Source organism: Methylobacterium sp. yr668 (assembly GCF_900116245.1).
Taxonomy (GTDB): domain Bacteria; phylum Pseudomonadota; class Alphaproteobacteria; order Rhizobiales; family Beijerinckiaceae; genus Methylobacterium.
In genome coordinates, this window is the sequence record NZ_FOZY01000029.1 from 34238 (window position 1) to 51284 (window position 17047).

The 17047-nt window shown below is 73.8% G+C and carries 15 protein-coding genes; 5 read left to right on the forward strand and 10 right to left on the reverse strand.

The features are described 5' to 3' along the window. Positions 1-69: 69 nt before the first annotated feature. From BM419_RS25505 to folE, 3 genes are read right to left on the reverse strand one after another with little or no spacing between them, the layout of a single operon-like run. The gene (locus tag BM419_RS25505) at positions 70-1056 is read right to left on the reverse strand and encodes a patatin-like phospholipase family protein (RefSeq protein WP_091928071.1); all 987 of its coding nucleotides are present in this window, start codon (positions 1054-1056) and stop codon (positions 70-72) included. Further along, positions 1053-1475 (reverse strand): phosphoribosyl-AMP cyclohydrolase, encoded by a 423-nt coding sequence (gene hisI / locus BM419_RS25510; protein WP_020091162.1) that lies wholly within the window; start codon positions 1473-1475, stop codon positions 1053-1055. The genes BM419_RS25505 and hisI overlap by 4 nt, the downstream gene beginning before the upstream one ends. Positions 1476-1495: 20 nt before the next feature. Further along, on the reverse strand, positions 1496-2314 hold the full coding sequence (folE, locus tag BM419_RS25515; protein WP_020091161.1) for a GTP cyclohydrolase I FolE: 819 nt from the start codon (positions 2312-2314) through the stop codon (positions 1496-1498). 240 nt (positions 2315-2554) lie between these two features. On the opposite strand from folE, the gene BM419_RS25520 reads away from it, so the two are divergent. Further along, positions 2555-2998, forward strand: coding sequence for an iron-sulfur cluster assembly scaffold protein (locus BM419_RS25520; RefSeq protein WP_020091160.1), 444 nt, complete (start codon positions 2555-2557; stop codon positions 2996-2998). Positions 2999-3002: 4 nt separating this feature from the next. Then, on the forward strand, positions 3003-3335 hold the full coding sequence (gene yidD / locus BM419_RS25525; RefSeq protein ID WP_091928072.1) for a membrane protein insertion efficiency factor YidD: 333 nt from the start codon (positions 3003-3005) through the stop codon (positions 3333-3335). A gap of 96 nt (positions 3336-3431) precedes the next feature. Here the strand turns inward: yidD and pdxA are convergent, their stop codons facing one another. Both pdxA and BM419_RS25535 read right to left on the reverse strand, forming a co-directional pair. After that, the gene (gene pdxA, locus BM419_RS25530; RefSeq protein ID WP_170855060.1) at positions 3432-4460 is read right to left on the reverse strand and encodes a 4-hydroxythreonine-4-phosphate dehydrogenase PdxA; all 1029 of its coding nucleotides are present in this window, start codon (positions 4458-4460) and stop codon (positions 3432-3434) included. After that, a complete protein-coding gene (locus BM419_RS25535; protein WP_091928073.1) occupies positions 4457-5560 on the reverse strand; it encodes a four-carbon acid sugar kinase family protein in 1104 nt (367 codons plus the stop codon). The genes pdxA and BM419_RS25535 overlap by 4 nt, the downstream gene beginning before the upstream one ends. A 381-nt stretch (positions 5561-5941) precedes the next feature. Between BM419_RS25535 and BM419_RS25540 the strand changes: the two genes are divergently transcribed. The 3 genes from BM419_RS25540 to BM419_RS33395 all read left to right on the forward strand — a co-directional run bounded on the left by BM419_RS25540 (position 5942) and on the right by BM419_RS33395 (position 7591). Then, positions 5942-6946, forward strand: a complete 1005-nt coding sequence (locus BM419_RS25540) for a 2-keto-3-deoxygluconate permease (protein ID WP_091928074.1) — start codon at positions 5942-5944, stop codon at positions 6944-6946. A gap of 122 nt (positions 6947-7068) precedes the next feature. Further along, positions 7069-7239, forward strand: a complete 171-nt coding sequence (locus BM419_RS25545) for a DUF3606 domain-containing protein (RefSeq protein WP_020091155.1) — start codon at positions 7069-7071, stop codon at positions 7237-7239. Positions 7240-7291: 52 nt separating this feature from the next. Continuing rightward, a complete protein-coding gene (locus BM419_RS33395) occupies positions 7292-7591 on the forward strand; it encodes a DUF2934 domain-containing protein (RefSeq protein ID WP_091928075.1) in 300 nt (99 codons plus the stop codon). 61 nt (positions 7592-7652) lie between these two features. On the opposite strand, the gene BM419_RS25555 is transcribed toward BM419_RS33395, so the two are convergent. From BM419_RS25555 to BM419_RS25575, 5 genes are all read right to left on the reverse strand, one after another. Further along, positions 7653-8897 (reverse strand): methyl-accepting chemotaxis protein, encoded by a 1245-nt coding sequence (locus BM419_RS25555; RefSeq protein ID WP_091928076.1) that lies wholly within the window; start codon positions 8895-8897, stop codon positions 7653-7655. Between the two features lie 170 nt (positions 8898-9067). Then, on the reverse strand, positions 9068-12220 hold the full coding sequence (locus BM419_RS25560; RefSeq protein ID WP_091928077.1) for an Rne/Rng family ribonuclease: 3153 nt from the start codon (positions 12218-12220) through the stop codon (positions 9068-9070). A 592-nt stretch (positions 12221-12812) separates the two neighbouring features. Continuing rightward, on the reverse strand, positions 12813-14153 hold the full coding sequence (gene glcF / locus BM419_RS25565; RefSeq protein WP_020091151.1) for a glycolate oxidase subunit GlcF: 1341 nt from the start codon (positions 14151-14153) through the stop codon (positions 12813-12815). 58 nt (positions 14154-14211) lie between these two features. Further along, positions 14212-15399, reverse strand: a complete 1188-nt coding sequence (locus BM419_RS25570) for an FAD-binding protein (protein ID WP_091928078.1) — start codon at positions 15397-15399, stop codon at positions 14212-14214. 129 nt (positions 15400-15528) lie between these two features. Continuing rightward, positions 15529-16971 carry a polysaccharide biosynthesis C-terminal domain-containing protein gene (locus BM419_RS25575; protein WP_091928079.1) on the reverse strand — a complete coding sequence of 481 codons (1443 nt, stop codon included), beginning with the start codon at positions 16969-16971 and terminating at the stop codon, positions 15529-15531. Between the last annotated feature and the right edge of the window lie 76 nt (positions 16972-17047).

Here is a 17047-nt window from a genome sequence, read left to right on the forward strand (position 1 = left end):
GGGCGCCCATCGCAGGCGGCCACGACAGCCGGATGACGGCCCCCTCCCGACGGAGCGCGCCCGGATCCCTCAGGCCCGCGCGGCCGCGCCCTCCAGCACGGCCCGGATCCGGGGCAGGGCGGCGCGGGCGGCGCGGTGCCCGAGGGCGATGCCCTCCGCGGCCCGGTGGAAGTCGAACAGCCCGAAGGCCCCGAGATCCGGGCCGATGGCCACGTCCGGCGGGTCGCGCTCCAGCCGGGCCCGCGAGATCCGGTCCTGGGTGGTGTTGAACGCGTCGAGCACCACCCGCGCGATGCCCGGCACGGCGATCTCGGGCTCGGGTCGGTCGAAGCCCGGCAGGCGCCCGCGCACGACCTGCAGGAAGCCCCGGCGCGGCGGGGCCGGGTGCGGCGCCTCGCGCACCACCGGTCCGCCGGTGTCGCCGTTGAGGTTCACGCAGATGACGAGGTCGGCCCCGAGCGCCCGGGCGAGCGCCACCGGCACCGGGTTGACCAGGGTCCCGTCCATCAGCACGCGGCCGTCATGGGCCACCGGCGGGAACAGGCCGGGGATCGCGTAGGAGGCGCGCACCGCGTCCACCGCCGGGCCCTCGGTCAGGCTGACCTCGTGGCCGGTCCCGTACTCGGTGGCGACGCAGCCGAAGCGGATCGGCAGCGTCTCGATGCGGCGCTCGCCGAGATCCGCGGCGAGGCGCTGGCGCAGGCGGTTGCCGGCGATCAGGCCTGAGCCCGGCAGGCGGGGGTCGATGAGCCCCACCACCCGACGCCGGGTCAGCGCCCGGGCGAAGGCCTCGAGCCGGTCGAGGCGCCCGGCCGCGTAGCAGGCGCCGACCACCGCGCCGATGGAGCAGCCGGCCACCACGGTCGGCGTGATGCCGCCTTCCTCCAGGGCGCGGATCACCCCGATATGCGCCCAGCCCCGTGCCGAGCCGCCCCCGAGGGCGAGCCCGACCTGCGGGCCGGGGCTCGGCGGCGGCCGGACCGGCTCGACGGTTCCGGGCGGGAAATGCGGGTCGGCGGGCTCGTCTTGCCACCGCGTGGCAAGAGGGCGGTTCATCGCCCGGCGGCTTTCAGGACGACCCGGCCGTCCGCCTCCCGGACGACGCTGCGGTAGAAGCAGTCGCGCCGGCCGGTGTGGCAGCAGCCGCCGTCGCCGCCGACCTCGACGCGGATCAGCAGGGCGTCCTGGTCGCAGTCGACCCGCATCTCGACGACGCGCTGGATCTGGCCGCTGGTCGCGCCCTTGTGCCAGAGCTCCCGGCGCGAGCGCGACCAGTACCACGCCTCGCCGGTCTCGAGGGTGCGGGCCAGCGACTCGGCGTTCATGTGGGCGAGCATCAGCACCTGCCCGTCCCGCGCGTCCACCGCGATGCAGGCGACGAGGCCGTCGCGGTCGAACCGGGGCGTGAGGGCCGTGCCCTCCTCGATCTCGGCCCGGGTGCCGGGGGGAGCGAAGGCGGTGTCGCGCGCGGTCATGGTCGAGGCGTCGCCCGGGGCTACTTGGCGCCGCCGCGCACCAGGGTCAGGAAGCGGACCTGCTCGTTGGCGTTGTCCTTGAAGACGCCGCGGAACTGGCTGGTGATGGTCGAGACGCCGGCCTTCTGGACGCCGCGCATCGCCATGCAGAGATGCTCGGCCTCGACCATCACGGCGACGCCGCGGGGCTTGAGGATGCTCTCGATCACGTCGGCGATCTGGGCGGTCATGGTCTCCTGCGTCTGCAGGCGGCGGGCGAAGGTGTCGACCACGCGGGCGAGCTTCGACAGGCCGACCACGCCCCGGGTCGGGTAATAGGCGATGTGGGCAAGGCCCATGAACGGCACCATGTGGTGCTCGCAGTGGGAGTGGAACGGGATGTCGCGCACCAGCACGATGTCCGAGTAGCCCTCGACCTCCTCGAACACGCGCTCCAGCAGCTTCTCGGCGTCGACCGCGTAGCCGCCGAACAGCTGCTCGTAGGCCTTGGTGACCCGGGCCGGGGTGTCGAGCAGGCCCTCGCGGGTCGGGTCGTCGCCGGCCCAGCGCAGGAGGGTGCGCACGGCGGCCTCGGCCTCGGCGCGGCTCGGGCGGCCGGTCTCGATCCCGTCCGGGACGCGGGTCGCGGAGGCCGGCTCGGGCGCCACCTCGACGGGACGGCCCTCATCCACCGGCCGATTGTCATTGCGCATGCCGTTCAGCCCTTGCCCGTCGCCCCCGTTCCGGTCGAAACCCTGGCCGTCACCCTGGTAGGACAAGGATTTGAGCGCGGCATCCATGGCATCTCCGGCCCGCGCGATGCGGGATTTCATCGGGGTGCTGTCGGGCTTGGCGTACATCGTCGGATCGCGTCGGGCGTTCGAGGGAAGATCCCGGGCTCGAAAAGGTTTCAAGCCGGCGCCCCGGGATGGACGAAAGGCCGTGGGAACCACCGTGGCCGTTGGCGCGACCCTGGTCGACGGCCCGCCTCCTCGCGAAGCGGCCGTATGGCGCCTATATCATCGTTCGCGGGGTAACGCGCAATGCGCGATGCACGCGGCAGAGTCCCGATGGGAAGTGTGCCTCCGGCCGAGGACCCGATGCTCGACGACATCTACAACCGCCGTATCCTGGAACTCGCCGCCGACATCCCCCGGCTCGGCCGGCTCGAGAACCCGGACGCGAGTGCCACGGCCCATTCGCGCCTGTGCGGCTCGACCGTGACGGTCGACCTCGTCCTGGGCGAGGACGGCCGGGTCGCGGATTTCGCCCAGGAGGTCCGGGCCTGCGCCCTGGGACAGGCCTCCTCGTCGCTGATGGGCCGGCACGTGGTCGGCGCCAGCGCGGACGAGCTGCGCGGCGTCCGCGCGGCCATGCGGTCGATGCTCAAGGAGAACGGCCCGGCGCCCGGCGGCGCGTGGTCGGACCTCGCGGTGCTCGAGCCGGTGCGGGACTTCAAGGCGCGCCACGCCTCGACGCTCCTGACCTTCGACGCGGTGGTGGACGCCCTCGACCAGATCGCCGCCAAGCGGCAGGCCGCCTGACGGGATGGTCCGGCGCGCCGCCCACTGGGCGATCCGCGGCTACCAGCTCACGCTGTCGGGCCTGATCGGGCGCCAGTGCCGCCACTGGCCGAGCTGCTCCGAGTACACCGACACGGCCATCGCCCGGCACGGCCTCTGGCCCGGCGGCTGGATGGGCTTCGCCCGGATCTGCCGCTGCGGGCCGTTCGGCACCCACGGCATCGACCTCGTCCCCGAGCGCGTGCCGGCGCGGGCGGCGTGGTACCGCCCCTGGGCCTACGGCCGCTGGCGCGGCGTCGAGGCGCCGCCGTCGCCCTTCGCCTGCGAGGCCGTGGGGCAGGAGGCCGACGCGCGGTAGATTTCGTTCCTGCTTTGTTTCACGTGAAACACGTAAGGCGGTCGGGCTGGCGGATCGGAGACCGCGTTTCGGAGATCCCGTGCGCCCGCCCCGCGCTCAACCGGCCTGCCGGTTCGCCGCCAGCTTCTCGGCGAACTCGATCGCCTCGATGAGGCTGCGCTCGTTGGCGACGCCGGTGCCGGCGATGTCGAAGGCGGTGCCGTGATCGACCGAGGTGCGGATGATCGGCAGCCCCAGGGTGATGTTCACCCCCGACAGGTCCATCCACTTGCCCGTGGCCGGGTCGATCTCGAAGCCCAGGAGCTTGACCGGGATGTGCCCCTGGTCGTGGTACATCGCCACCACCGCGTCGTACTGGCCCGCGCGCAGCTTCACGAACACCGTGTCGCCCGGCACCGGGCCGTGCACGTCGAGCCCGTCGGCGTTGGCGGTCTCGATCACCGGCGCGCTGACGTCGATGTCCTGGCGCCCGAACAGGCCGCCCTCGCCGGCGTGGGGGTTGAGCGCGGCGACCGCGATCTTCGGCCGGGCGAGACCCAGCCCCTTCAGCGCCCTGTCGGTGAGGTCGATGACGAGGCGCAGGCGCTCCGGGGTCAGGCGCTTGGGCACGTCCTCCAGGGCGACGTGGGTCGTGACGTGGGAGACCCGCATGTTGCCGTGGGCCAGCATCATCACCGAGCCGCGCACGCCGGTCAGCTCCGCCAGCATCTCGGTGTGGCCGGCATAGTGGTAGCCGGCCCTGTTGAGCGCCTCCTTGTTGAGGGGCGCGGTGACGATGCCGCCGATCCGGCCGGCCAGGGCGAGGCGAACGCCGGCCTCGATCGCCTTGTAGGCGAAACGGCCGCCGTCGGCCGAGAGCCGGCCCGGCTCGATCGGCGCGCCTTCCGCGTCGGCCTGGAGGCAGCACAGCGCCGGCCAGTCGCCGTCCTCGGCGACTTCGGGAACGGGATCGGGCAGGAGGCCGAGCGCCCGCTCCGCGCGGCGCAGGGAGGGGGCGCTGCCGATGACGACGAGCTTGAGGTCGCCCGCGTCGATCCGGTGCTTCAGCCGGGCGGCGGCCTTGACGATGATCTCCGGGCCGATGCCGGCCGGATCGCCCATGGTGATGGCGAGATGTGAGGTCACGCGTCGCTCCTGCTGCGCGGAAAGCCGTTGCCGTGAAGTAGATCGCGCCAGACGCCCTCTGTTCCGAAGGCGCCGGATTTGGACACGACCGCGAGCCCGTCCCAGCGTCCGCCCCGCAGGGTCGAGCGGGGCAGGCCCGGGGTGATCTGCCCGGTGACGTCGAGGCGCGCGACGGAGAGCGCGAGGCACAGCGCCTTCAGGGTCTCGCCGCCGGCCACCAGCAGCGTGCCGGGCCGCGGGATGCGGTCGATCACCCCCGCGAAGGTCTGGGCGATCCGCGCCGCGGCGTCCTCCCGGGCGGTGCCCTCGGGCAGCGCGAGGCTCGCCAGGACGACGCCGTCCCGGTCGAGGCGCGCGGCCGCCGCGCCGGCATGGTCCGGGTGGCGCGCCGACAGGACGAGGTGGTGGCGGCCGCAGGCCGCGAGCTGCGCCGCGGTCTCGGGCCGGTCCGAGCCGAACAGCCCGAGGACCGGGCCGGCGAGCCGGTCGTCGCCCGGCGCCGCCACGCCGCGCGCCAGGGCCGCCGCGAGGCCGCCGCTGCCGCACCAGAGCACCGGTCCGTCGCCGCCGAGATCCGCGACCCGGGCGAGGTCGGCGTCGCTCGCCGCGTCGTAGACGGCGACGCCCGCCACCGGCCCGTCGGACACGTCGGCCCGGCGCGCCGGCAGCCCGACCGCCCGCAGGGCCTCGGCGATGTCGCCCGAGACCGGCTCGAAGCCCGCGCCGCGCCGGGCGAGCTGCCGCCCGCCCTCCGTGCGGCGTCCCTGATACGGGAAGGCCGGCGCCACCACGCAGCGCCCCCAGGTCCCTGTGCGAAGCACGGCCGCGAGTTCGGCCGCCCAGGGGCCGCGCAGCAGGCTGTCGACCTTCTTGAAGGCGATGTCGGCCCCGTCCAGCCGGGGCGCGAGGGCGCCGACGATCCGGTCGGCCTCCGCGGCCGAGATTTCCCGGGTACCGGAATCGATCGCGAGGCAGCCGGATCCATCCCCCGCCAGGAGCTCCGGCCACGCCACCGGGATCGCCCCGCACAGGCCGGTGAAGCCCGCGGCCGTGTCGAGGGTGCCGGTGAGATCGTCGGCGATGAGGCGCAGGCGGGTCATGTCGGGCGGATCATGGCGGGAGCCTCGCCGGCCGCGCCCCCGGCCGAGCGCGGCTCGCGTGCTCGTTGTCAGGTTGTCGCGCGGCATACCGACCGGCCGGCGCGGCGGTCAAGCGGGTAGCCCCGCGCCTCGGATCGACCGCCGCCCGGGGGAGGCCGCCGGGTCCAGGGAGCCGGACAGGGACGGGGACGTCGCTGACAATATCCGGGCCGCCGCAGATCGTGCCGGGCCGCGCCCAGGCAGGGATGGGCCCGCGCAGTTGTCACCATATGCACCGGTCCGGCCGCGCGTTGCGCGGACTCATCGAAAGGTTGTAGCAGCCCGCCCGGGGGGAAGGCGGGTGCCAGGATCCGGAACGGGCCGGCACCGGAAGGGCGACCCATGCAGATTCCCATCAAGCGTTCCCTGGAGCGCGTGCCCGGCGGCCTGATGGTGGTGCCGCTGTTCCTCGGCGCGATCCTCCACACGCTCTTCCCGGACACCGCGACCTTCTTCGGCTCGTTCACCGGCGCGCTGTTCAACGGCGCCCTGCCGATCCTGGCGGTCTTCTTCGTCTGCATGGGCGCGGGCATCGACTTCCGCGCCGCCCCGGCGATCGCCCGCAAGGGCGGCGTCCTGCTGGCCGCCAAGGTCGGCATCGCGGCGATCATGGGCGTGGTGTTCGGCCAGATCCTCGGCGAGGCGCCGGTGGTCGGGGGCGCCTTCGCGGGGCTGTCGACGCTGGCGATCGTCGCCGCCATGAACGACACCAACGGCGGGCTCTACCTCGCCCTGATGGGCCAGTTCGGCCGCCCGAAGGATGCGGGCGCCTACGCGATCATGAGCCTCGAATCCGGGCCGTTCCTCACCATGGTGACGCTCGGTCTGGCGGGCCTGTCGGCCTTCCCGTGGCCGACCCTGGTGGGCAGCATCCTGCCGCTGCTGATCGGGATGATCCTCGGCAACCTCGACCGCGACATGCGCGCCTTCCTGTCGGGGGCGGCGCCGGTGATGATCCCGTTCTTCGCCTTCGCCCTCGGCTTCGGGCTCGACCTCGCCAAGATCTGGCAGGCGGGCCTCCTCGGCATCGGCCTCGGCGCGGCGGTGGTGGCGATCACCGGGGCCGCCCTGTTCGTCGCCGACCGCCTCACCGGCGGCAACGGCGTGGCGGGCGTCGCCGCCGCCTCGACGGCCGGCAACGCCGCCGCCGTGCCGGCGATCATCGCCGCCGCCAATCCGGCCTACAAGGAGGCCGCCGGCCCCGCCACCGTGCTGGTGGCGGCGAGCGTGGTGGTCACGGCGCTGCTCGTGCCGCTGCTGACCGCCTTCGTGGCGGGGCGGGTCCGCCCGGACGCGGCCGAGGAGGATCCGGCGCCGGTCCCCAGCCCCGCTCCGACCGCACCCTGACGTCTCGCGCGGTCTAGCTGCGCGTCCCGCGCGACTGGCGGCAACCGAAGTCTCCGAGTCCGGTTGTCCCTCCAGGAAGCGCGGCACGGCCGCGTCTCACGGCGAACCGGAGCGGGCACTGCATGTCGACCGAATCCAGAGGCAAGACGCATATCGACATCTACGACCGCGCCACCCGCGAGGAGTGGGCGCAGCGTTTCGGCGTCAGCGAGGAGAGGCTGCGCAAGGCGGTGACCATGGTCGGCAGCCGGATCACCAGCGTCGCCGCCTATCTCGACAAGCCGGCCGCCTGAGACCGGCGCCATGGAAGTGCCCCCCGATTTCCGTCCGCCTCCGGATCATCCGATGGCGGGGACACTGGCGCACGGATCCGCACTCGGGTCCGAGTCCGGGTCCGAGCCCGCGCCGGGAACCGCGTCCGGGACCGACGCGGCGGCACCGCACCCTTCGGCGCGGTCGTCCGACACGATCACGTTCGAGCAGATCCGCGAGCGGGCCTACGAGCTCTGGGAGCGCAACCACAGGCCCGAGGGCTTCGAGATCGAGTTCTGGCTGCTGGCCGAGCGGGAACTGCGCAAGGAGCGCGATCGCCGAAAGGCCGACGCGGCGCCGGCAGCGCCGCGCTCCGATCCGCCGCCGGCCTGACGGTCTCCGACCTTCATCCGAGACGATCCCGGGTCACGGCGGACCCGGGATCGGATGACCTTCAGGCCTCGATCGCCGCCCGGGCTTCCTTCACCGCCGCCTCGAAGGCGACGAACGCCGTGGTCGCCGAGTCCCAGGTCTGGCTGCGCACGTGGCGGACCAGGGCGGCCGCCTGCTCGCGGGCCTGCGCCAGGGGCTTCTCGATGGCGGCCGGCCGCGTCGCGTCGGCGGGGATGCCCTCCGGCGGCGTGTCGGTCGAGCGCATGCCGACCAGGGTCGCCGCGATGGCGCGCCGCCACGCGGCGCAGTCCGCCGACAGGCGGATCACCCGCTGATCCGCGGCGGTGCCGGTCTGCCGGTCGAGCAGGGTGCGGCCGAGATCCTCGATCCGTCCGAGCTGCGCGAGGGCGTCGCCGATCTCGCGGCGGGCCTTGTCAGTCCCTTCCGCGATGCGGCCGACGTTCTGGGCGATGTCGCCGGTGGCCTGCATCTGCTGGCCGAGGATCTCGGAGGCCTCACGCATCTGCGCCGCGACGTTCGCGACGGCGCCGCTCTCGGCCTCGACGCGGGCATTGGCCCGAACCATCGCGGACGCGCCGGCCTCGACGGCGTTGCGGCTGCGCGTCACGGCGGCCTGCATCGCCGCCATCTCCTCGCGCAGGCCGCTGACCCGCGCCCGGATCTCGTCCGTCGCCTTCGCGGTCTGCGCCGAGAGCGTCTTCACTTCGGCGGCGACCACCGCGAAGCCGCGGCCGGCCTCGCCGGCCCGCGCCGCCTCGATCGTGGCGTTGAGCGCCAGCAGGTTGGTCTGGGCCGAGATCGCCGCGATCGTGCCGGCCATCTCCTCGATCCGCAGCGCCGCGGTGGAGAAGCTGTCGAGCCGGCTGCCGATCTCCTCGGTGCCTTCCTCGATCCCGCGCATGCCGTCGGTGGCGCGATGCAGGTCGCCCACGCAGGTGGCGATGCCGGCCCGGGCCGTCTCGGCCATCTCGGCCGCCGACGAGGAGCGGGCGGCGATCTCACCCGTGGTCGCGGCGAGCTCCTCGCTGGCGGCCGCGATGAGCCGGGCCTGCTCGGCGGTGCCGGAGGCGTCGTGGGTCATCCAGCCGATCGAGGTGCCGGCGTCGGACGCGGAGGCGGACAGGCGCGCCAGGAGAGTCAGCCATTCCCGATCGACGGCCGGCTCCGCGACGGGCGTCGGGGCCGTCTCGACTGGCAAGACCGCCGCCGTCTCGACCGGGGCGGTCGTCGTCACCGGGGTTGCTAGCGCGTCAGGGATCTGACGCTGCCGGCGCAAACTGAACATGCGGGCCTCTCCGACACTCTAATCGGGGCGCATGGTCACACAGAACCTTCAACCAATGGTGAAGGATAGACCAGTCTCTCGACAAGCGTTGCGGGGCATCGGTGCAGCGCAACACGTCTACTTCGAGAAGTTGCGCCCCCTGATAGCGCTCTATCAGGGGGCGCAATGCTTCATTCGCCGGTCAGGGCCGCCTTGGTGCGCGACCACCAGCCGGCGCGCTTCGGCCGGTCCGGATCGGACGGCGGCGTCAGCACGATCGCCACGGGCTCGGGCGCCGGCTCGGCGGGAGCGGCCTCGGGCGAGCCGGCCTCGGCCTGCGCGCCGACGGTCGCCCGATCGGCCGCCGGCGCCGCGGACTCGACCGGGGCCACCGGCAGGTCCACCGCGGTCTCGGTCCGGTCCTCGGCGGCCGCGGCCGGCGCCGCCTCGATCGCCTCGGCCACAGCCTGGGCGCTCACCGGCTCCTCCGCCGACAGGGCGACGACATCGCCCGCGGCTTCCGGCGCGTCGTCCGTCTCGGACGCCTCGCGGGTGCGGCCCTCGCTGCGACCGCGGCCGCCCCGGCGCCCGCGGCGGCGGCGACGGCCGCCCTCGTCCTCGGACCGCGCCGCCTCGTCCGAACCTGCGACGGCCTCGTCGGCCTCGCCGGCCTCCGCGGCGACGGCCGCAGCGGGAGCCTCGGTCCCGGCCGGCTGCGCGCCGTCCCAGTCCCCATCGCTCCGTTCCGCGTCCGAACGGGCGTCGTCGCGGCCGTCGTCCTGCTGGTCGTCCTGCTGGTCGTCCTGATCGTCGTCGCCGCGATCGTCCTCGGCGCGCCCGTCCTCGCCGCGGCCCTCCTGGCGACCGCCGCGCCGGCGGCGGCGACGGCGGCGGCGGCGGCCCTCGCCCTCCTCGCGCGACCCGTCCTCGCGGGCCTCGGCGCGGCCCTCGTCGGCCTCGCCCTCGGCGTCGGTCTCGGTCTCAATCTCGGCCTCGTCGGCCTCCTCGTCCTCGTCGTCGAACTCCATCGCGGGCGAGATCGCCTGGGCGCGCACGCCCGTGACCGGGCCCTCCGCCCGCTGGGCCGGCTCACCGCGGTCGAGCTGGAACGGTGTGGTCGCCGCCAGCCGCTCGTCGGCCGCGATCGTGATCGTCACGCCGAAGCGCACCTCGAGCTCGCGCAGGTGTCCGCGCTTCTGGTTGAGGATGTAGAGCGCGATCTCGGTGCGGGTGCGCAGGACGAGGTTGTGGGAGGCCGACTTGAGCAGCACCTCCTCGATCGAGCGCAGGATGTGCAGCGCCACCGACGCGGTGGCGCGCACGAAGCCCGAGCCGCCGCAATGGGCGCAGGGGATCGAGGAGGATTCGAGCACGCCGGTGCGGATCCGCTGGCGGCTCATCTCCAGGAGGCCGAAGGGCGAGATCCGGCCGACCTGGATGCGGGCGCGGTCGTTCTTCAGGCACTCGTTGAGCTTCTTCTCGACGGCGCGGTTGTTCCGCTTCTCCTCCATGTCGATGAAGTCGATGACGATCAGGCCCGCGAGGTCGCGGAGCCGGAGCTGGCGGGCGACCTCCTCGGCGGCCTCCAGGTTCGTCTTGAGGGCGGTGTCCTCGATGTCGTGCTCGCGGGTGGCGCGGCCGGAGTTCACGTCGATCGAGACCAGGGCCTCGGTCGGGTTGATCACGAGGTAGCCGCCGGACTTCAGCGAGACGTGCGTGGAGAACATCGCGTCGAGCTGCTGCTCGACGCCGAAGCGGGCGAAGATCGGCGTCGAGTCGCGGTAGGGCTTCACGACCTTGGACTGGCCGGGCATCAGCATCCGCATGAAGTCCTTGGCCTCGCGGTAGGCGTCCTCGCCGGCGACCAGAACCTCGTCCAGATCCTTGTTGTAGAGGTCGCGGATGGCGCGCTTGATCAGCGAGCCCTCCTCGTAGACGAGGGCCGGCGCCATCGACGTCAGGGTCAGCTCGCGGACCGACTCCCACAGGCGCATCAGGTACTCGAAGTCGCGGGCGATCTCGGGCTTGGACCGCGAGGCGCCGGCGGTGCGCAGGATGACGCCCATCCCCTCGGGCACCTCCAGGTCCTGCACGACCTCCTTCAGGCGCTTGCGGTCGGCCGCCGAGGTGATCTTGCGGGAGATGCCGCCGCCCCGGCCGGTGTTGGGCATCAGCACCGAGTAGCGGCCGGCGAGCGACAGATAGGTCGTGAGCGCCGCGCCCTTCGTGCCGCGCTCCTCCTTGACCACCTGCACCAGGATGATCTGGCGGCGCTTGATCACCTCCTGGATCTTGTACTGGCGGCGGTAGTGGCGCGGACGCTCGGGGATCTCGGCCAGCGCGTCGCCGTTGCCGCCGACCTGGGCGATCTTGGGCTCGGCGTCGGGATCGTCGGACTCCTCATCGGACTCCTCGTCCGAGTCGTCATCCTCGTCGGACTCGTCCTCGTCGTCCTCCGACTCGTCCTCATCCTCGTCGTCGTCGGATTCCTCGTCGTCGTCCTCGGAGGCCTCGTCCGACGCTTCGGCCGACGGGTCGGCGGCGGTCGGCGCGGTCTCCTCGGCCTCGCTCGCCCCAGCCTCGCTCTCCTCCGTCACGATCGCGTGCGCGGCGGTCTCGTCCGGCGCGTCGGACACGGTCAGCGCCTCCGCCACGGCGATGCGGGCCTCCGGCTCGGAGGGGGCGTCCTCGGACGGGGCGGAGTCGGCGGCGACCGGCTCCGACGCGGCGGGGGCCGCCTGCGCCTCGACCGGCGCGGTCTGGGGCTCGGCGGCCTGCGCCGGCTCACCCTCCGGGAGGTCGCCGGCGGCGGCCTCGGAGGCGAGGGCCTCCTGCACGGCCTCGGGGTTCTCGGACAGCGTGTCGGGCTGGACGGCCGGGTCGATCCCCGACTCGTTCCGGATCTCGGCCTGATCCTCGCTCTCGGACGCCGCGTGCGTGTCCTCGGCGCTCACGGTCTCGTCGGCGCCGCGGGCGCGGGCCTCGGCACGGCGGCCGCGGGACCGGCGCGACGACGACCGGCGACGGCGCTCCTCGCGCTCGCGGTGCTCCTCGGCGTCGCGGGCCTCCTCCTCGAGGAGTGCCTGCCGGTCGGCCAGCGGGATCTGGTAGTAGTCGGGATGGATCTCGTTGAAGGCCAGGAAGCCGTGGCGGTTCCCGCCGTACTCGACGAACGCCGCCTGGAGCGACGGCTCCACCCGGGTGACCTTGGCGAGGTAGATGTTGCCGCGCAGCTGGCGCCGGTTGGCGGCTTCGAAGTCGAACTCCTCGACCCTAGACCCGTGGACCGTGACGACCCGGGTCTCCTCCGGGTGCATCGCGTCGATCAGCATTTTGTTGGCCATGTCGGACTCTCGGCATGGCGGCCGACGTCGTTCTCCGTGCCCGTGGTCCCGGCGGCGCCTCGCCCGACGTCAATGCTGTCGGGCGGGATGCCGGCCTCGTCGCCGAGGCGGATGGGTTCGAGGGGAAATTGCCGTCAACCGCCGTTCGGCGCCCTGGGCGCCTGGGGTTGAAACAGGCCGGACGGACGGACGGACCGGCGTGACGCACCGTTTGCGCCTCCGGGGCACGCGCAGCCTTATGCTGGGCCGTGCGTCCGTCCATCGTGGTCCCGACCTCGCGAAACAATCTCGGCCGGCGGGGGACCGGCCGTGAATTCCTGGGTGCGGCGGAGGATCTCCGCCGCGTCGTGCGACACCTGCCCGATCGCGGGCGGCACATGCCGCCGCCAAGCGGACCGACAGGGCCCGCCGCGACACCGCGACCGCTTTCGCGAGGAATTCGGTCACGTCCGCGGGCCGTTGCGGCGACCGGCGGGACCGGAGAGGGGTCGACATCATTACAGACCGCTGCGCGGATTTGGCAAGGGTCAACGTGAATAGATGTCACGGGCCTGTCACGGCGCGCGCGGGGCGCCACGCGACAGGCGTGTGCCTACTCCGCCGCTTCGAGCCGCGGCGTCACCCCGGCGAGCGCCGCGGGCTTCGGGCCGCCGGTCGCCCAGTCGAGCAGCTCGACCGTGTGGACGATTGGGATGCCGGTGCCCTTCCCGATCTGCGTGGCGCAGCCGATGTTGCCGGTGGCGATCACGTCGGGGCGCACGCGCTCGATGTTGGCGACCTTCCGGGCGCGCAGCTTCGCGGCGAGCTCCGGCTGCAGGATGTTGTAGGTCCCCGCCGAGCCGCAGCAGATATGGCCCTCGGGCACGTCCTTCACGGTGAAGCCCGCGCGCTTCAGCAGCGTCTTGGGCTCGAGGCGGATGCCCTGGCCGTGCTGCATCGAGCAGGCCGAGTGATAGGCCACGACGAGGTCGGTCTCGGCCACGGGGGCCAGGTCGAGCAGGGCGAGGTACTCGGTCACGTCCTTGGCCAGGCTCGAGACCCGCAGCGCCTTCTCGGCGTAGGCCGGGTCGTCGCGGAACATGAAGCCGTAATCCTTGATGGTCGTGCCGCAGCCCGAGGCCGTGACCAGGATCGCGTCGAGGCCCTGGGCGATCTCGGCGTCCCAGGCGTCGATCGCCTGCCTGGCATGGGCGTGGGCCGATTCCTCCTTGCCCATGTGGTGGGTCAGCGCCCCGCAGCAGCCCTCGTTCGCGTGCACCACCTCGATCCCGTGCCGGTTGAGCAGCCGGATCGCGGCGGCGTTGAAGTCCGGCCGCAGGACGCTCTGGGCGCAGCCGCGGAGGAGGGCGACGCGCCGGGCGGGCGTCCCGGCCGCCTGACCGCCCGCCGGCGGGAACCGGCCGGGCCGGTTCGTCGGCTCGCGGGGCGGCGCCCCGGCCGGCGCGAGGTCGAGCATGGCCGCGAGGCGGTTGCCGACCCGCGGCAGCCGGGCCACCAGCCCCCGGAACGGCGCGCCGAGCTTGGCGGCGGTGAGCGCGAGGCGGAAGCGGCCCGGATAGGGCAGGACCTGGGCGAGGAGCGCCCGCAGGAACCGGTCGCCGGCGGGGCGCGCGTAGGTCTCCTCGATATGGGCCCGGGCGTGGTCGACGAGGTGCATGTAGTGCACCCCCGACGGGCAGGTGGTCATGCAGGACAGGCACGAGAGGCAACGGTCGACGTGCTTGACCACCTCCTGCGAGGCCGGCTTGCCGCCCTCCAGCATGTCCTTGATCAGGTAGATCCGCCCGCGCGGGGAATCGAGCTCGTCGCCGAGCAGCAGGTAGGTCGGGCAGGTCGCCGTGCAGAAGCCGCAATGCACGCAGGTCCGCAGGATCTTCTCCGACGCCGCCATGGCGGGATCGGCGAGCTGGGCGGGGGCGAAGTTGGTCTGCACGGGTCGCGTCCTCGGCGCCACGGCTCCCCACGCTCGGGGAGGGGCGGGATCTGAAGCTTCAGAGTCCGGCGTACATCCGGCCGGGGTTGAGCACCCCGGCGGGGTCGTGCGCCGCCTTGATGCCGGCGGTGAGCCGCATCAGCGGCTCGGCCAGCGGCTCGAACACCGGCACGGCGGCGCGCACGGCGTCGGGGGCCCGCACCAGCGTGGCGTGGCCGCCCTGAGCCCGCACCGCCCGGCGCACCGTCGCGGCGCCGGCATCGCCCGCCGCGCCGGTGGCGAGCCAGGTCAGGCCGCCGCCCCAGTCGAAGAACCAGCGCGCGTCGCGCTCGGCCGCGACCGCCGCCGCCAGGGCCGGCCCGCGGGTCGGCGCGGTGGAGATCCGCCACAGGGCGGCCTCCCGCGGCTCGGCGAGCGGCGCCGCGTCGCGCACCGTCCGCCACAGGGCGGCGCCGGCCTCGCCGTCGATGATCTCGGGCTGGCCGTAGCGCTTCAGCAGGCGCCGCAGCTCGCCCGTGCGGTAGTCGATGGAGTCGGAGAAACCCTCGAGGCGCATCAGGGTCCGCGCCTCCGGGGCGCCGATCCCGGCCGGGAGGTGCGCGGCGCCCGTGAGCTCGAAGGGCGAGCCCAGCGCCTCCGACAGGGCGGTCACCGCCCGCGTGTCGTCCAGGCCGGAGAAGACCAGGGTCGCCACCCGCTCGCAGGCGGGCAGCACCTTGAAGGTGACCTCGGTGAGCAGGCCCAGCGTGCCGTGGGCGCCGGCCATCAGCTTCACGAGGTCGAGGCCGGTGACGTTCTTCATCACCCGGCCGCCCGACTTGATCGCCTCGCCGCGCCCGTTGACGAAGCGCACGCCGATCAGGCTGTCCCGGGCGGCGCCGGCATTGATCCGCCGGGGGCCGGCATTGTTGATCGCTGCCACGGCCCCGAGGGTCGGCTCGCCGGCGGTGCCGTACAGGCCGCGCAGGTCCATCGGCTCGAAGGGCAGCATCTGGCCGCGGGAGGCGAGCAGCGCCTCGACCTCGGCGAGCGGCGTCCCGGCCCGGGCCGCCACCACCATCTCGGCGGGCTCGTAGAGCGTGACGCCGATGAGCGCCTGCGCGGAGAGCGTCGCGCTGTCCTGCGCGGGCCGGCCGAGCCCCGCGGCGGTGCCGCCGCCGGCGAGGCGCAGGCCCTCGCCGCGCCCGGCGGCCGCCCGCACGATCTCCCCGGCCTCCGCCTCGGTGCCGGGCTCGTAGACGCCCATCGTTCCCGTCCCGGTCCTGTTTGTATCCATTCCAGGACGGGTGTCGCCGGATCCGGCGGCGGATTCAAGCGCAGGCGGAGTCGCGGGGTTTCAGCGGCGGGATTTCCACTGCGGCGGCGCCGCGCGACCCTACCCCGCCGCCACGGGCGGCGCCGGGCGCAGGCGCGCCAGGACCTGGCGGCGCAGGCCCGCGATGTCGAAGATCCAGACCAGGGCGCCGTAGAGAACCATCCCGGACGGGACCAGCACGGCCAGGGCGGTGGCGGGCGGCAGCTGCCGGAAGGGGGCGAGGGCGAGCCCCATCGCCGCGCAGGCGAGCGCGGCGACGCCGATCTCGCCCCAGGGCAGCGCGATGCGCCCCGGGCCGGTGAGGGCGCGCCAGCCGAGCCACGTTCCGGCGGCGGCGAGGCCCGCGGTCTGCGCCACCGCGACGCCGAGCCCGCCCATCCGGTCCGGGAGGACCAGCAGGCCGGCGCCGTTCACCGCGAGGCCGACCAGGGCGGCGGCGACCACCGGCAGGGTCTTGCGGCGGATCTGGAAGACCGGGTTGAGGGCGTAGAACATCATCGCGAGGCAGAACAGGCCCGGCATCAGCACGGTGCTGTAGGTCTCGAACGGTCCGCGATAGGCGTCCGGCACCACCAGGCCCTGGAGGGCCGGCAGCACCGCCCAGAAGCCGACCGCGCAGGGCGCCAGCAGGGCGAACACGGTGCCGGCATTGGCGGCGACCTGCGCCTCTGCGGCGGCGCGGCCGCTCTGCTCCTCGGCCTGCACGGCGAACTGGAACAGCAGCAGGTCGAGGGCGGTGCCCAGCGTCATCAGCGAGCGCGAGGTGACGTCGGCCGCCAGGGCGAAGTAGCCGGCCTCGGCGAAGCCGGCATGGCCCGCGATGGCGCCGCGATTGACGAAGGCGAGGCACTGGTAGGCGGTGTTGGCGGCGATCAGCGGCAGGCCGTAGCGCGCGAAGACCCGCCAGGTCGTCGACAGGCGCGGCCGCTCGAGGGGCGTGCGCGGGTCGCGCAGGGGGTGGCGCAGCACCGCCACCGCGAGGAGCTGGCTGAGCCCCGCCGCCGCCAGCACCCAGGCCGGCTGGGGCAGCCACCACGCCGCCGCGGCCATCATGGCGAAGGACAGGACGTTCTTCACCGCCACGAGGCCGAGATAGAGCTTGCCGTCGAACCGCGCCCGGGCGAGGGCCGCGTGGTAGTCGAACACGCCGATGCCCAGGGCCGCGAGGCCGGTGCCGCACAGGACCGCCTCGCGCCCGTCGGCGCCGCCGGCGAAGCCGAAGGCCCCGCACAGGGCCGCGGCGGCCAGGAGCAGCGCGCCGATGCGCAGGTAGGCCCGGTCGAGCCCGTGGCGGATCCACGGCTCGTCGACGCGCACGCGCCCCGAGTAGAACCGCGTCGCCGACAGGCGCAGCCACTCGAACAGCACCGTGTTCAGCACGATGGCGCCGGTGGTCGCGAGGGCGAACCGGCCGAAATCCGCCGGCCCCAGCAGCTTGGCGATCAGCAGGCCGAGGACGAAGTTGAGCCCCGCATTAATGACGAAGGCGACGATCACGGCCATGGACGGCGACTCATGCGCGGCGGGATTGCCCCAGCCCGTTGCGTACGCTGTAGCGCGCGAGCCGTAAGACTCCCCT

Excerpts from the sequence above, each read along its gene's own strand:
- BM419_RS25505 (WP_091928071.1), bottom strand. The coding sequence starts at position 1,056 with ATGAACCGCCCTCTTGCCACGCGGTGGCAAGACGAGCCCGCCGACCCG.
- BM419_RS25540 (WP_091928074.1), top strand. The coding sequence starts at position 5,942 with ATGCAGATTCCCATCAAGCGTTCCCTGGAGCGCGTGCCCGGCGGCCTG.
- hisI (WP_020091162.1), bottom strand. The coding sequence starts at position 1,475 with ATGACCGCGCGCGACACCGCCTTCGCTCCCCCCGGCACCCGGGCCGAG.
- BM419_RS25555 (WP_091928076.1), bottom strand. The coding sequence starts at position 8,897 with ATGTTCAGTTTGCGCCGGCAGCGTCAGATCCCTGACGCGCTAGCAACC.
- BM419_RS25520 (WP_020091160.1), top strand. The coding sequence starts at position 2,555 with ATGCTCGACGACATCTACAACCGCCGTATCCTGGAACTCGCCGCCGAC.
- folE (WP_020091161.1), bottom strand. The coding sequence starts at position 2,314 with ATGTACGCCAAGCCCGACAGCACCCCGATGAAATCCCGCATCGCGCGG.
- BM419_RS25570 (WP_091928078.1), bottom strand. The coding sequence starts at position 15,399 with ATGGGCGTCTACGAGCCCGGCACCGAGGCGGAGGCCGGGGAGATCGTG.
- BM419_RS33395 (WP_091928075.1), top strand. The coding sequence starts at position 7,292 with ATGGCGGGGACACTGGCGCACGGATCCGCACTCGGGTCCGAGTCCGGG.
- BM419_RS25545 (WP_020091155.1), top strand. The coding sequence starts at position 7,069 with ATGTCGACCGAATCCAGAGGCAAGACGCATATCGACATCTACGACCGC.
- BM419_RS25560 (WP_091928077.1), bottom strand. The coding sequence starts at position 12,220 with ATGGCCAACAAAATGCTGATCGACGCGATGCACCCGGAGGAGACCCGG.
- BM419_RS25535 (WP_091928073.1), bottom strand. The coding sequence starts at position 5,560 with ATGACCCGCCTGCGCCTCATCGCCGACGATCTCACCGGCACCCTCGAC.
- yidD (WP_091928072.1), top strand. The coding sequence starts at position 3,003 with ATGGTCCGGCGCGCCGCCCACTGGGCGATCCGCGGCTACCAGCTCACG.
- BM419_RS25575 (WP_091928079.1), bottom strand. The coding sequence starts at position 16,971 with ATGGCCGTGATCGTCGCCTTCGTCATTAATGCGGGGCTCAACTTCGTC.